Genomic DNA, 14,500 nt, shown 5'->3' on the forward strand with positions numbered 1-14,500 from the left:
TAAATTATGAAGTGAGCAATCAAAATTTTATTTGCTGAATGGCGGTAATTGTCAGTCATCATCAACTAATACTGGTCCCTATATGAGGTTAATAGACGTCGTCAGAACAAAACGCAACAAGTACAACGTATGTGTTTACCGATATAAGTCCGCTCGAAGTCGTGTCATCATTTCTGATCTTCTTTCTGTAATTGGCAGTACTTCTTTACAGCTCCTTACGGCGAATCAACATGGTTGAGATAAAAATACTCATGACTAGTACACAAAAACTAACCATGATATAGCCAAAGAGTTGATCACTTCTAATAAGACCAAAAGCAATTCGATTAGCAACTCCGAAAAAGTCAGCATATTCGAGCCAGTGCCAATTAGTGATCAGTGTGATCGTCCCAATAAGTATTGGCCACAGCACGACGAAGACAGCACTAATGACAAGCGAGCTAGTCGCAATGAGTACTAAAATCGCTAGGCTAAAGATAACACTCACGAAAAATGTTGTGGTCCATAGCGTTGTTCCTAGAGCTAACAGCAATTCACCTACACTAGTGCCCATAGGCCGCTGCACAATTAAGGCTGAAAGAAAGGCCGTTAAATAATAAAGACCCATAAAAATAATAAAGTTAACGACTAGCGTAAAATATTTGGCCAAAATAAATTGCAGCCGCGATAATCCTGAGACTAAAGTATTTTTATAAAGGTGATGATTAAATTCATAGCCAATCACAATCGTAAATAGACCAATGAATAAATACAGCAGAACAGTACTGGACAAAGTTGCGGCGTGAATGCTGTCTAAGATAGACCAACTTTTGTTGTCCAAAGCTTCCAAAGGTTTTTCAGTCGCGCTAACCATAACACCGCCAACTGTTTTGAAGCCAACGATTAAGATAGCGTAGATAACAATCAGTAACGCGGTAATGAATGTTCCCAATGTGTGGCGCTGACGATACAAATCGGCTCGTATTTGGGCAATCATTTTACTACCCCCTGTTCATGAATTAAAGCCATGAAATAATCTTCTAACGATCCGGCTTTCCGCGTAATTGCATTAACTTGTACACCCGCAGTCACCAACAACTGGTTTAACTGTGCAGACTCAATTTGTCCTTCTGCAATCACAATCTGTTGATCGTTCAAAACTGTAAATTGTTTAATTCCTTTCTGATCAAGAAGTTGTGACGCGTGATTGACATCATCGACATCAACTAATAAACCGGCTTGATTTTCGGCATCAAGTTCAGCTTTAGTCAACTCTTTAATCAGTGCACCTTGATGCAGAAAACCAAAACGTGTTGAAACTTGGTATAACTCGGTCAAAATATGGCTAGAAATTAAAATTGTCGTTTGCTTCTCGGTATTGAGCCGATGTAGCAATTGCCGAAACTCGATAATTCCAGCCGGGTCCAAACCATTAATCGGTTCATCAAGAATCAAAAAATCAGGATGCGCCAAAACAGCCGTTGCTAAACCCAGCCGTTGTCGCTGGCCCAAAGAAAGTTGTTTGGCCTTAGTTGTTCGCTTTTCTTTTAGTCCTACGAAGTTGATGGCATCATCAATCTCCTGCTGTTCAGAAAGACCATGTTGAATTGCAGTCACTTTCAAATTCTGTAGAACCGTCAGCTTATCGAAAGCAACTGGTGTTTCAATAATTGCGCCAATCCGACTCAAAGCATGACGATAATGTTTGGCATTTTCACCCAACAAAATAATTTCACCTTGGTTCAAAGGCGCCAAACCAGTAATTAAACGCATAAGTGTTGTTTTACCCGCACCATTTTGACCAATCAAAGCATAAACATCGCCTCGAGAAACAGACATGTTGATATGATTCAAAGCTTGATAGTGCCCAAACCGCTTGCTGACATCGTGCAGTGCTAAAACCGATTCATCCATTTTGATCACCTCTAAAATCTATCTTAGCTGATAATCATAAAGTGACGTCTTAAGTCTATCTTAAATAACTCTTAATTCTGACGTTTTGGTTGCGTTTTAATAACTAATACAGTGCAATTATTTCGTACGGAGAATCGTAATTTTAGCATAAGCAGTGTCTTAATTCAGTATTATCAATAGTTTTTTTATAATTATTCCATAACGTTTGATGGCTTTAAAAATATGGTAACAGAGCACTGAACAAATAAAATCGGCATCTTTTCAAAAAAGAAATGTCGTATATACTTGACTTTAAAAATAGGCCAGTTATACTTAGCTTATAAAAAAGTCGGTTATATACGACACATTGAATCTGGGAGGCGCAAGGTGAACAAAGTACGAGATTACCGAAAAAAGAAAGGAATCTCTCAATTAGTATTGGCACGGGAAATAGGCGTTTCGCGACAAACAATTAACATGATTGAAAACGATAAGTATAATCCAACACTTGACTTATGTTTGAAACTAGCTTGGGCTCTCGGCGTCGACCTAGATACACTATTTTGGAGGGAAGCAAATGAGCAAGAATCATGAAACACTCTGGATGATATTGATGAAACTTGTCTATGGCGTCGCGGAACCTGTAGACGAATACAAAAAGAGTGAAATCAACCGCATTGGTAATAATGCGTTCATCATCGCCTTACTATACGGCGTTATTTCAACATTTATTTATATTTTTAGCCTTGATCAAATGACTAAAGAACATTTTTTAATCGTTATTCTGGCTAACGTTTTGGTCTATTTTTTAGGGCTACCATTATATATTTCGATTGCTGCCAAACGTGCGCACTTAATGGAAATCGACCTCGACAAAAATGAATATCCCCGATATTTTCGCAGAACAATCATCCACGGTATATTCGTTGGACTAGGATATGGAATCGGTGTGTATCTCTTGAGAATAATAATTAGCTTCACCTCAAACAGAAATGTTTTTGAGACGAGTACACGAGAATTCGAAAGGTTACTCGGTTCACTGGGAATAGGTCTGCTTTTCGGTACTGCTCTGACATTGGGAAAGTTAGTTACATTGAAACGCGCTGTTGAGCAGGCTAAAAATAAATAAGTAAGTTCTTATCAAATTCTGTATCTCAAAAGAATTGAAAGAGAATCTACATTTAAATCCTTATTAATTTTGAATAAACTAAAAGAAGCCAGGATAAAAATCCCGGCTTCTTTTCAGCATGCCATTATTGCAACATGAATAAAACTTATTTAAGAACTCTCATGAACTTAACTGCGACTTCTAGCCAGGGCTTGTTGAAGGTCAGCGATAATGTCAGCCTTATTTTCGATACCGACGGCAAAGCGGACAAGTTGGTTATCAACACCAAGTTTTTCACGCTCTGCTTGTGGATAAGGCTCGTGGGTCGAGGTTGCCGGCCGACAGATGATACTCTCGACCCCACCAAGACTAACGGCCAAGTCAATCATTTGTAGTTGATTGAAGAAACGCTTCAAATCAACTTCCTCAGTCACGCGAAACGAGATTACTGAACCGTTACCACGAGCCTGACGTGCCTGGATTTCGTGTTCAACAGCGTTGCTGGAGCCGGGGAAGTAGACCTCGTCAATTGCTGGATCATTTTGTAATGCGGCGATGACAGCTTTCGCGTTTTCTTGTTGCCGATCTAGTCGTAGTGCCAAGGTCTTCGTTCCGCGAATAAGTGTGTAACTGTCAAAGGGACTGAGCGTCGCACCAAGCGTATTTTGGAAGAAATAGAATTCTTCAGCTAAGCTAGGATCATTTAACGCAATGAATCCGGCACATAAATCAGCGTGGCCACCGAAATATTTGGTCGCAGAATAGGCAACAATATCGGCCCCAAGCGCCAAAGGTCGTTGTAAGTAACTTGTCATGAAAGTATTGTCGCAAATAACTAGTGCGTGATGGCGATGCGCTAACGCGACGACTTTGGCAATATCGGTGACGCGTAACGTTGGATTAGACGGTGTTTCAATATAAACAGCCCGCGTGTTCTCTTTGAAATCAGCATCCGTCAAAGCGTTTAAATCTTGTTTGAAATTATAGGCAATCTGATTCTTCGTGAACAGATCGCTGAAGAAACGATAAGTCCCCCCGTAAATATTAGCTGAGCTGATGATATGATCGCCAGGTTTAAAATGTTCAAAAATTGTTGCTAACGCAGCCATCCCAGAACTGAAACCAAAGGCGTAGCGGGCATCTTCTAAACGAGCGATCAACCGCTCGGCCTTCTCGCGCGTTGGGTTTTGCGTCCGCACATACTCATACGTCCCTTGGTGGTCCAAATCTTCAAAACGATAAGTAGTGCTGAGAAAAATTGGCGGCATAATCGCCCCGTACTCATTTTGTCGTGCGGGCGCACCTTGTACGACCAGAGAATCGTAGTGTAGTGATGAAGTAGTCTTGTTTTCAGTCATGATCAAGCTTCTTTCTATCTGAGTAATGCTAATTGAGTGGCAAGGTGTTCGGCTGCAGTTGCGACAATCGCAGGATCTGTTGCAAGATTTAACCGAATGTAAGTTGGTGTCCGGGGTGAAAACCATCGACCGTAATCAACGGCGAGCCCACATTGACGCTGAACAAAATCTTGAATATGATCAGCAGCAATCAAAGGTGCTAAGTTAAGATAACTTAGATAAGTGCCCTCTAAAGTGCTCACTTGAATTTCAGGACAATGATCAGCTAATGTATTCGTGAGCGTCTGGTAATTATAACGAATCACCTGCAACAACTGATCAAGCCATGGCCCACCGAATTCATAAGCGGCTTGTCCGGCGATTTGCCCTAATAAACTATTTTCCGTTTGATGGATGGTTTTGATAAACGTGTCATATTGCTGACGCCATTCGGGATTGGGGATAATAACATGAGAATTGAGTAGTGAAGCCAAGTTGAACGTCTTAGATGGTGCATTGAGTACCACGACTTCGTTTTGATAACGCCCGTTGGCAATGGTCAAAACTGACGTAAACTTTTGCGAACCAATCTCAAAATCCTGATGAATTTCATCTGCAACAACAGGAACATGATAACGATGACAGAGCGCCAAGATTTGCTCTAACTCAGTTGCTGTCCAAATACGACCAACAGGATTATGCGGCGAACAAAGAATGAATAGCTTAATTTGCCCTTGACTAAGAACTGCTTCAAAGCGATCAAAGTCGATTTGCCAACCATTATCTCCAGCAATCAAATCAACACTAACAACTTGCCTGTGATTATCCTTAATTGAATTAATAAAAGGATAATAAACTGGCGTCATGATTAAGACTTGATCATTGAGTTTCGTCAGCCAATTAACCATCGCATAAAGCGAATTAACAACACCTTGATCAAAGCGTAGCCAATCTGCTTGTAAGGTCACTTGATGTCGCTTTTGTTGCCAGGCAATAAAGGTGTTGATGTACTGATCAGGTACTAGCGAATAGCCAAAGACACCATGTTCAACCTGCTGGATTAAAGCTTGCCGAACAGCTAACGGCGTCTTGAATTCCATATCTGCTACCCACAGCGGCAATAAGGATGGATCACCGAAACGTTCTGCTAAAGCGTCCCATTTAAGACTGTCTGTGTGTTGCCGATCAACCAGATGATCTTGAATAAATTCCTGTAGTGAAGGCGTCAAAACAATTGTCACATGGATCACACTTTCTATTAAACTTAAGCCTTAGTTGTATTATTTGGCCAAATCTGTTGAGCTGTTTGTACAACAAGGTCGATCTTGGCCCATTGTTGTGCTTCAGTTAATTGATTACCTTCCTCAGTTGAAGCAAAGCCACATTGTGGTGATAAGCAGAGGTCAGCTAATGGCACATATTGACTGGCATCATCCAATCGTGCCTTGAGTGTCGCAAAGCTTTCTAATTCTGGCCGCTTGGATGTAATCAAGCCCAAGACAATTTTTTGATGGCGACCATTAGCGGCAATTTTTGCCAGTGGTGCAAAGCCGCCTGATCGTTCATCGTCATATTCCAAGAAGTAACCATCAATGTGTAACTGAGCGAGATAATCTGCCACTGGATCATAAGCACCGGCACCAGCCCAATCAGAATTGTAATTACCACGGCAAACGTGCATCGTCAAGGTCAGATCAGCAGGTTTGTGATCAGCCAACTCGTTAATAATTTTGACAGCAGCGTCAGCTAATGGTTTGATCTGTGGACTCACGTCAGTCGTCAAATGTTGATCAGCCGCAAAACTAGCCCACATTCCCCAAGAAGTGTCATCAAGCTGTAAGTAACGGCAGCCTAAGTCGTAAAAGTGTTGAATTGTTTGTTGATAAGCAGCCGTCAAATCAGTATATAACTGGTCTAGATTGTCGCCATAGTAATCATCATAAATTTCAGCGGCCGTGTTCGGGAAAAATACGGACGGACTAGGAATTGTTTGCTTAGCAACAGCAGTCTTGGGTGTGATCTGTTGCAAGAATTCGAACCCTTTAAAGAAAGGATGATCAGGATTATAACGAACGCGATCAACGTAACGAATTCCGCCGGCGCGAGTTTCACCGCCATGGAAGAAATAACCTTGTTCTGGCGTGAAGTAAGTGGTGCCCAAAAGACCGGCAAAGAAATCTAAATGCCACCAACTCCGACGAAATTCGCCATCAGTCACTGCTTTTAGTCCATGTTCAAGTTGTAAATCGACTAAGTTCTTGACTGCTTCGTCCTCAGTTGCTTTAAGTTCAGCCGCAGTAATCTTTTTGGCCGCATAGTCTGCACGCACTGCCTTTAATTTTTCTGGTCGTAAGAAACTACCGACGATGTCGTAACGAAATGGTGGTTTAATAGTTGTTGTCATAAATATTGCACTCCTTAAATTTTAATCATAATTTTTTAATTTCTTCTTTAATGACGATCCACGCTTGCTTGTTACTTTAACGAGGCATTCGGTAATCACCAATGCCATCGCCGTGTAAGTAAACTGCCGTGGTCGTCTTATTAAAATGTAAATAATAAACAGTTACGTTGGCCATTGCTCCACCAGCCTTAATTAATTTTGAAAATAAAAAAAGTCCCCACTTTTGCAATTGCAAAAGTAAGGACGACTTATCGTGTTACCACCTTATTTTTGATCACGCTCACACGTGACCACTCACTAGGTACGAACTCATACCTTGACGCTTTAATGGGCGTACCCAGCAATAGCTCACCTCACGGCTCGCCATTACAATGCTTCAAGACCATTTTTGAAAGTTCATTATTACCTGCTCACACCATATCAGGCTCTCTGAGAATAATGAGAAAGTTTCTACTTATCTTTTCATTGCACTCTAATCTTTATCAATTTAATTGCTAGTATAGTCATTGCTGACAAAGTTGTCAAGCTGATTATCATATTATTTTGAATTTCATTTTGGCCTCTGCAATTTTACAACAATCACCGTTTATTTTACCCTCACTCGATCTTGTCGCGACGATTTTTCCAGAGGTAGAACCAAATTGTACTTTCAAAGTACTATCTTAAATTGTCTCAATCTTCAGCAAACTTCCGCGAAAATGAAAGATATACTTAACTGCAAATACCGGAAATATATCTTAGCAGCAGAAGGCCATTTGTTTTTCCAACTTTTATGTTGCACTTTATCGTACAACGTAACTGGTAATTAGCCGTTAAATAGTAATACCGTTGTCTCTTGATATGCTTTCAATCTTTTTACAGATGTCAACAGTCAAACCTTTATCATTGAAAAAACCATGCATTTAAGAATAAAAAAACAACCCCGTTACAACCTTTTAATCGGTTATAACGGGGCTGAATCTGTTTTAAATTTTAATGGCCTATTCCCACTCGATAGTAACTTGTTATACTATATCAAGCGATAGACGATGAATTACCACTTTTGTACCGCATTATGACTTATCCACAGGCAAATTGATCTAAAAATTAAGTTAATTGACTTCTTTCTTCTATTATATATGATATTAACTAGCCTTTTGAGACGAATGTCTATGTTTCTTTCGTGCTTTAAATTTTTTGTGTCTTACAGACGGAATTTTATTAAGAGCATCTAAATCGATAAAGCCTAAATCAATGGCTAGATTCTGATTTCTGTTAACGATACTCTTTAATGATGCTTGCACATCACCAAAATCGTATTTAGGATTTACATTTTGCATTAGTTTCATAACTATGAACACAGCAACAGCTATTCCTCTAGTATAGTCGTTACCAGTATGAACTAAGTTATTTGCGTAGGCAGTTGGTATTTTAGGAGCCGTTGTAAACTTAATATCCAATAAATCGGCATTGTGGCAGCAAATATTTCTGACAAGATTTAAACAACCACACCATGAGAGCAACTCTTCTGCGGTACAGTCAAACTTTTTACTTATAATTCTCAAGTTTCCTTTTGACAATATTTTTAACAGAGATACTATATCACCAAACGTGAGTGCATCAATCATTAGCCAAACTGTTGGAAAATTATCATTATTAAGGTTATCTGAGTACCTAATATCCGGCATATTTGATTTTTTTACTTTTTTTAACAAGTTCTTTTTAAATCGATACTGTTGTTCTTCAATTGTAAACTTAGGTTGGGTCCTATCACACCAATTAGCAAATCGAAGATATCCAAAAGCACCATATTTTTCACCAAGTAGTTTTGCTACCTCATTTCTCAAAAAGACCTCAATGTCTTCAATGGCATGCAAAATATTGATTCGTAAATTTTTGTCTTGATAATATCTTGCAATTAAAGCCTTAAATGTAAGGTTTTCAAAATGGATCTTTTCCGTTGAACCAGCAACTGGACGATTAAATGGCATTGCAAACTCTTTAAGTTTATAATACCCAATTGTTTCGATTGTTCTGATATCTCTGGCCTCTTCTTGCTGATTAAAAACGATTCCTAATTTTTCTAGTTTTTCCCTTTGTTCTTCAAAGGTAAGCTGTGGGGGCTGATTCATAATATTTTCACCTACAAAAAAACCTTCGCTTTCAGGGCTTACCTGCCACTAATTAAAGTGGACGCGAAGGGATTGACTTCTATATGTAATTTATACACCAATTCAAATTCATAATCAACAATTTTGAATAAAAAAATAAGCTTCTACATACGAAGGATAGAAGCTAGTGTCAAAAATCGCCTCGAAGAGGAAGAATGTCAGTTTTTACCTGACAATTATAAATACACGAATGAACGTAGATTTTTTTATTTTAATGCAAAAAAATAAAGCCACCTTCATCGTTAGAAGGTGGCTTTACTGGAATAGTGATGAGCATCAAAATCTCACTTCACTATGCTATTAATACAATGTTCGTTTAGCAAGCTTATTTGAAGTTACCCCAATATGATGTACGTTTATTTCCGGAAGCATTCCCGGTCGGCAAATAACCATAGCCGTTATTACGAGGTTGACGAATCCATACGTAACCGCCAGCGTAGCCATACGCGTTATATTTAACGACGCTACCTTTTGGCAAGACCGCAATCAACGGTGATTTAGTGCTCGCTGAACCAGAACGCAATTTGATACCACCCGGTGTGGTGACTGTGAACGTACCGTTCTGCTTAATCCAGCCTGTTGAAGCCGGTTTAGCTGCCGGGATACCCGCTTTACCAGGGATACCGGGTTCATCATGAGTGCCGCCATAATAATAGCCCTTGGCTAGTTGAACCACTTCATCAACGTTAATCCCACCCGGACAAGCTGTGGCAGTTACTTCTTTGTGACCTAATACGTGCTGACGATCTAACGGGATACCGTATCGTTTGCAGATGTCTGCTACCAGTTTAGCCGTGTTAATAATCGTTTTATGATCAACTTCCCACTTTGGTGCTCCTGTTTTATTAACATTCTCGATACCAATACTCCGTTGGTTAGGATATGACATTTTAGGCTTATCAGCACCACCAGTACCACCACAGTGCCAAGCAGCGTCCGATTCGCTAATGCAACCGATAATCTCGGTCGGCGTCACTTCATAGTGAGCAGATGTGTTAGCGCGACCGCCTTTTACCCAAGTGTTCATGGCCACGTTTTTATTCGTGGTTGCGTTGTGATGAATAACAATCCGGTCAATCTTGTGCCCACCACGAGAACTATAGTTCATAATCTTAGGATTGACGCTAGTAATTAACTTGCTGAAAACTTCTCCAGACATTACTTGTCCTCCTTCTTATATTGAGTTGAGCTGATCATAAATAATGAACCAGCAAACGTTGCAACCGCCGCGATCGTGGCTGTGATTGCGTCTGTATCGAAGTGGTAAATTGCGCCTAATGCTTTGATCAAAACGATCGAAGCGGGTGCCGCAATAGTTAGAGCCCATTTAAGGCTGTCGTAAACTTTATTTGGTAATTTCATAATTAACCTCTCCTTATTTAAATAACTTCACAATGACATCAATCACAACTGCAGCTAACCCACTAGCGCCAAAAATCATGCCAAACATTTTAAGCTGATTGCCTTTAGTTATTTTTTGAATTTCAAAATCATGTTGTTCAGCGCTATTGTTGCGTTTTAAAATTTCTTTCAAGATTTGATTGTTCTGCTCACGTAAATATTGATTTGAACTGTCAACTCGCTGTAATCCGGAGCGCAAATCTTCACGCAAGTTCTGAACGTCCTTCTCAACTCTATTAAGTCGGTCACCGTGATCTTTAACTTCTTCTTTTAAATCTTCCAAGTGCATCACTTCCTATTAATATGATGGAACCGGCTACTAATACGGCGACTATTCTGCGTCGCCACTTGATAAACCCAAGATTCTCTCGACTTCTGGTCTGATAATAGCTGGGACTTCATCAATCGTCCGACCGCCGTCCAATACGTTTGCAGCATATAAAGCTGCTAAAGAACTAAGTTTATATTTAAGCATTATCTTTTCTCTCCTTTATGATTGTTAATACTTGTTCACGCAATATTTCAGGAACAGACTCTAGCGTCCGTTCGCCTGATAGCACTGCATCTGCATACAGCTTAGTAACGAATTCTAGCTTCATGATAAGCCTCCTGATAGCAAAATATCTGACAACTCTAGCAGTGCTGACTGCAACTCATCATTCTGCTGTTTGAGTGCAGTTACCTGTTCGGCCGGTGATGGTTCTTGTTGCTGTGGTGGCTCCGGTTCTTGATAGTCAGAGTCTAATACGAATACACCATTAATCAAATGAGTATGACCGCCAACCAGCTGACTTGTATCGTTGACTTCATAGACAGTTAAACCGTTATGTTCTTCACCAACGGCACGCTCATCACTGGCATAGCCCCAGCCGGTCAGTAAACCATCTTCTACTTTTGCATTTATCTTCATACATTCACCTACTTTGCGTCATTATAAGGATAATCATCGTATGTTACATAGCTTACTGTCCCCTGAAAAGTACCATTACCTTGACCAGTCGTTGGGATTAATCGCCAACCATCACTGTTTGGATAAACAACACATGAGTAGCCTCGGTATGATAGTGAAGGACATGTAATACCCACACTTGCTAGGCTTGCCGGCGTATAGCCTTTAGGAATTGCCGATAGGCCAACCCACCCAGTATCACTTAACAACATAAATGAAAAACCAACATTAACCTGCATTCCTTTACGTGAGTATCTGACCACAGCTCCTTTGAAATTAGCCGTATCATTTATGGTATCTTTTCGTTCATATGTGGCTGCGTCTCCAGCTTTTAAATAAGATGAAACAAAGCCATCGTTTGCTGTGACATCACTATGCCACTCAGATAGAAACATTGATCCAAACGATATATCAGTTTGATACAGTGGTTTAGAAGCGTCCGGTGTTGAGATAATATTTGAAAACCCTTGTGGCGACACTAATGTTTTCACCCATTGCGGTGTCTTGTTTGTTCCATCAGTTAGGTTAGCGGAAATTTCCAAATTAGACGTTAGTTTAGTCGTGCCGCTAACTAGCTGTGCATAAGGCGAATCGGCTGGTTCATCAGGATTGGCTGTTACATTATTGAACGGAACATTGATATTCGGTGAGTTGATAGTTGAACCGTTAATGGTGACACCATTGATAGTCATACCATTTAGCGTGTTTGCGCTGATTGCGTCGGCGTTAACCGGTACGGCCACCCACTTAGAACCGTCATATTGGAATAGTCCTTTTGGCTTGCCATTTGCATCGGTCAACCAGTGTTGCTGCCCTTTTTTCGGATTAGATGGATAATTAATACCGGAAGATGGAGGCGGAATGATTGCATCGATTTTTTCATCAGTATCTCCGGGAGCTGGTTCCCAGTCAGTCGCAACATTTCCTTTTTGTAGCGTTATTCTTGACATCCAAACTGTTCCCTTACCATTTGGCCCAAAGCCAACATAGATATTTGTGGTTTCAGCATCATTGCCAACCTTAAATGTATAGCTAAGTGTATCCATTCCAGATGTCGGCTTAACTATTTCTTTGGCTTGCCATGCATCAGTTCCACCATTACCATGTTGAAGTGCTACTTTAGTTCCCTGTGTTCCTATAACAACAGCAGATATTGTATACGTTCCACCTTTGGCGACTTTAATATCGTCTTGAGCATAGCCCCACTGGCCACCGTTCGGATTAACTAAATGTATTACACCACCAGTGTTTGCTGGCCAATCAGTGCCCGGCTTTGAAATTTCACGTGTAGCTCCTGTTGCACCATTCCAGTCACGCCAATGCGTGCTTGTTTGATTGATGAAATTACCATTGCGAATTAAATTCTCGCCACCAACTTCCATTGCGCCAACTAATTCTGTCCAACGATATTGGGTTGGATCAGTGCTGCCAGCCAATATGAAGTCGGTGTATGTTCCCAAATACTTTTTACCTAACGAGACCGTTGTAGAGAAGTTAGTTTTTCCATCCTGACTATCTGCCCACGCTTGATGAAAATAAGGCGTCTTGCCATCTGCACCATCTTTACCGTTAGCACCGTTCTTACCGGCTTTAGCAACAGAGTAGCCAGTCTCATTAGTACCGTCGGTATATGACCACGTTGTACGCGTCCACATAAATTGACCAGCCGCCACGTCAGGAATTGACGCTGACCAACCTGTCGTTGGCTTAGTGACGCCACTTGAAGAGACTGCATACTCAATCACTGTTGACCTGATACCTGTACCGTCTTTGCCCGGTAAACCGTCGGAACCTGAATTACCGTCTTTGGCCACATAAGCAACAGAATAGCCAACTTCACTTGATTTATCCGTATAAGTCCAAATAGTCCGTGTCCAGAGATACTGACCTTTGGTGACGGTTGGCACACTAGCTGACCATGTGCCACTTGGAACGGTTGTACCACTCGTTGATGCCTGATAAGTGACCACGGTTGTAGCAATACCGACACCATCTTTACCAGGTAAACCGTCACTGCCTTTATCGCCCTTATCGCCTTTTACGAGTTGCCAAAGATATTTAGCTGGGTCGGTTGAATCGGCCTTAGTGAAGTCATTGTACGTACCGAGATATGCTTTGCCACTTGGATCAGTGATACTAAAGCCAGTCTTACCATCAGAGCTATTCGCATAGGCTTTGTGGAAGTACGTTGTTTGGCCGTCATCACCCTTGGGGCCTTCGATACCATCAGTCCCGTCTTGACCATCATTCCCCAGTGTCTTCTGCCACTTTCCAGCATAATCAGCGACATTATCGCTAGGTGTGCTGACTTTACCGAACACAACTGCCATATAAGCCTTACCCTGTGGCAACGTACTGAACCCATTCCCTTGGTCGTCATCTGCATAGCGAACCCACGGATAGTAGGTAATTGATTTAGGCATTTCTTTTAAATTGTCAGCAAGTTCTTTTAGTCTTTCGTCCACGGTACTTACTTCAATCAAGTAATCGCCTAGTGTAGCCGTATATTGTTCAAGCGCATAATCGTACTTTAATTCCAAGACACGTGCTGATAAATACAAGTCCTCGTTATCATCAACGATATGAACTGTGTCACCAACCGCAATATTATCGGGCATTACAGCGATATCAATCTCATAATTGACCGCTGGATTAGCGGCTTTCTTCAAACCACCTAGCGCTGATTGGAGTAATGACGCTTGTGTGGTTGCTTCATACGATTTAACACGTTGCAGATGATGAGCCTCTGGGTTAGGATTATTGTTACTCTTAATCCGTGACCACAAACGAACCGCGACGGTATCGCGTAAGATACCATCTGTGCCCAGCGTGTAACGTCCGTCTGGGTCAGTCCATTTATACCCTTTTAACGTGATTGGCTTGTCTGACCCTTCGGGCGTACCACCAGACGCAACAACAGACGTGTACAAATCATAGGTATTACCAGTGGTAACGATATTGTTAATATCCTTATTAAGGTACAATCTGACCTGCTTATCAGAACCGCGCTTCTTGTAAATGTTGATGTAGCGGTGTACAACGTTAGTACCGTCAATCTTGAATGAGAAATCCAGCTCTGCGTCAAACTGCGTGGCGACTGATAGAATTCGCGCCAATGCTGTTTCGTCAGTGCCTTCCCATTCTAGTTTCCGTGAAAGCGTACTAATCTCATTGACACCAATCTCAAAGCCACTATCAACCGTGAATTTCTCGATATAATAAGCAACGTTATAGGCTTTATCAGCTGTGTAAGCGCCAACCGTTTCATTGATTAAATCC

General features: G+C 41.0%; 15 protein-coding genes and 1 other annotated feature. Of the genes, 2 read left to right on the forward strand and 13 right to left on the reverse strand.

What is annotated here, in order from left to right; translation table 11 throughout:
* Positions 1 to 205 precede the first annotated feature (205 nt).
* Entirely contained in the window at positions 206 to 976 is a 771-nt protein-coding gene (locus EKM65_RS02670; protein WP_125605227.1) for an ABC transporter permease, read from the reverse strand.
* On the reverse strand, positions 973 to 1,893 hold the full coding sequence (locus EKM65_RS02675; protein WP_125605229.1) for an ATP-binding cassette domain-containing protein: 921 nt from the start codon (positions 1,891 to 1,893) through the stop codon (positions 973 to 975). Before EKM65_RS02675 ends, EKM65_RS02670 begins: the two co-directional genes overlap by 4 nt.
* Positions 1,894 to 2,259: 366 nt before the next feature.
* Here EKM65_RS02675 and EKM65_RS02680 point away from each other — a divergent pair, with 366 nt between their 5' ends.
* A complete protein-coding gene (locus EKM65_RS02680; RefSeq protein ID WP_125605231.1) occupies positions 2,260 to 2,466 on the forward strand; it encodes a helix-turn-helix transcriptional regulator in 207 nt (68 codons plus the stop codon).
* The gene (locus EKM65_RS02685) at positions 2,450 to 3,001 is read left to right on the forward strand and encodes a DUF3278 domain-containing protein (protein ID WP_125605233.1); all 552 of its coding nucleotides are present in this window, start codon (positions 2,450 to 2,452) and stop codon (positions 2,999 to 3,001) included. The genes EKM65_RS02680 and EKM65_RS02685 overlap by 17 nt, the downstream gene beginning before the upstream one ends.
* A 167-nt stretch (positions 3,002 to 3,168) precedes the next feature.
* On the opposite strand, the gene EKM65_RS02690 is transcribed toward EKM65_RS02685, so the two are convergent.
* The 11 genes from EKM65_RS02690 to EKM65_RS02730 form a co-directional block, all read right to left on the reverse strand.
* On the reverse strand, positions 3,169 to 4,338 hold the full coding sequence (locus EKM65_RS02690) for a trans-sulfuration enzyme family protein (RefSeq protein ID WP_125605235.1): 1,170 nt from the start codon (positions 4,336 to 4,338) through the stop codon (positions 3,169 to 3,171).
* A 14-nt stretch (positions 4,339 to 4,352) separates the two neighbouring features.
* A complete protein-coding gene (locus tag EKM65_RS02695) occupies positions 4,353 to 5,552 on the reverse strand; it encodes a MalY/PatB family protein (RefSeq protein ID WP_225420379.1) in 1,200 nt (399 codons plus the stop codon).
* A gap of 29 nt (positions 5,553 to 5,581) precedes the next feature.
* A complete protein-coding gene (locus EKM65_RS02700; RefSeq protein ID WP_125605237.1) occupies positions 5,582 to 6,727 on the reverse strand; it encodes a 5-methyltetrahydropteroyltriglutamate--homocysteine S-methyltransferase in 1,146 nt (381 codons plus the stop codon).
* Between the two features lie 230 nt (positions 6,728 to 6,957).
* Positions 6,958 to 7,196: a binding site (T-box leader), on the reverse strand.
* A gap of 649 nt (positions 7,197 to 7,845) precedes the next feature.
* On the reverse strand, positions 7,846 to 8,832 hold the full coding sequence (locus EKM65_RS02705; protein WP_125605239.1) for an Abi family protein: 987 nt from the start codon (positions 8,830 to 8,832) through the stop codon (positions 7,846 to 7,848).
* 364 nt (positions 8,833 to 9,196) lie between these two features.
* The gene (locus tag EKM65_RS02710; RefSeq protein WP_125605241.1) at positions 9,197 to 10,030 is read right to left on the reverse strand and encodes an N-acetylmuramoyl-L-alanine amidase; all 834 of its coding nucleotides are present in this window, start codon (positions 10,028 to 10,030) and stop codon (positions 9,197 to 9,199) included.
* Positions 10,030 to 10,233, reverse strand: a complete 204-nt coding sequence (locus EKM65_RS02715) for a phage holin (RefSeq protein WP_125605243.1) — start codon at positions 10,231 to 10,233, stop codon at positions 10,030 to 10,032. The genes EKM65_RS02710 and EKM65_RS02715 overlap by 1 nt, the downstream gene beginning before the upstream one ends.
* Before the next feature lie 13 nt (positions 10,234 to 10,246).
* Positions 10,247 to 10,555, reverse strand: coding sequence for a dsRNA-binding motif domain-containing protein (locus tag EKM65_RS02720; RefSeq protein WP_125604248.1), 309 nt, complete (start codon positions 10,553 to 10,555; stop codon positions 10,247 to 10,249).
* 48 nt (positions 10,556 to 10,603) lie between these two features.
* Entirely contained in the window at positions 10,604 to 10,747 is a 144-nt protein-coding gene (locus tag EKM65_RS11165) for a hypothetical protein (RefSeq protein ID WP_164506788.1), read from the reverse strand.
* Positions 10,740 to 10,871, reverse strand: a complete 132-nt coding sequence (locus tag EKM65_RS11530; protein ID WP_263853603.1) for a CD1375 family protein — start codon at positions 10,869 to 10,871, stop codon at positions 10,740 to 10,742. Before EKM65_RS11530 ends, EKM65_RS11165 begins: the two co-directional genes overlap by 8 nt.
* Entirely contained in the window at positions 10,868 to 11,182 is a 315-nt protein-coding gene (locus EKM65_RS02725; protein WP_125605245.1) for a hypothetical protein, read from the reverse strand. The genes EKM65_RS11530 and EKM65_RS02725 overlap by 4 nt, the downstream gene beginning before the upstream one ends.
* An 8-nt stretch (positions 11,183 to 11,190) precedes the next feature.
* On the reverse strand, positions 11,191 to 14,500 hold a 3,310-nt coding region (locus EKM65_RS02730), incomplete at its 5' end, for a phage tail spike protein (RefSeq protein ID WP_125605247.1).

The organism is Lapidilactobacillus bayanensis, assembly GCF_003946695.1.
In the GTDB taxonomy this organism is placed as follows: domain Bacteria; phylum Bacillota; class Bacilli; order Lactobacillales; family Lactobacillaceae; genus Lapidilactobacillus; species Lapidilactobacillus bayanensis.

Coding starts and splice junctions, on each gene's coding strand:
- EKM65_RS02675 (WP_125605229.1), bottom strand. CDS start 1,893: ATGGATGAATCGGTTTTAGCACTGCACGATGTCAGCAAGCGGTTTGGG.
- EKM65_RS02725 (WP_125605245.1), bottom strand. CDS start 11,182: ATGAAGATAAATGCAAAAGTAGAAGATGGTTTACTGACCGGCTGGGGC.
- EKM65_RS11165 (WP_164506788.1), bottom strand. CDS start 10,747: ATGCTTAAATATAAACTTAGTTCTTTAGCAGCTTTATATGCTGCAAAC.
- EKM65_RS02690 (WP_125605235.1), bottom strand. CDS start 4,338: ATGACTGAAAACAAGACTACTTCATCACTACACTACGATTCTCTGGTC.
- EKM65_RS11530 (WP_263853603.1), bottom strand. CDS start 10,871: ATGAAGCTAGAATTCGTTACTAAGCTGTATGCAGATGCAGTGCTATCA.
- EKM65_RS02705 (WP_125605239.1), bottom strand. CDS start 8,832: ATGAATCAGCCCCCACAGCTTACCTTTGAAGAACAAAGGGAAAAACTA.
- EKM65_RS02715 (WP_125605243.1), bottom strand. CDS start 10,233: ATGAAATTACCAAATAAAGTTTACGACAGCCTTAAATGGGCTCTAACT.
- EKM65_RS02670 (WP_125605227.1), bottom strand. CDS start 976: ATGATTGCCCAAATACGAGCCGATTTGTATCGTCAGCGCCACACATTG.
- EKM65_RS02685 (WP_125605233.1), top strand. CDS start 2,450: ATGAGCAAGAATCATGAAACACTCTGGATGATATTGATGAAACTTGTC.
- EKM65_RS02710 (WP_125605241.1), bottom strand. CDS start 10,030: ATGTCTGGAGAAGTTTTCAGCAAGTTAATTACTAGCGTCAATCCTAAG.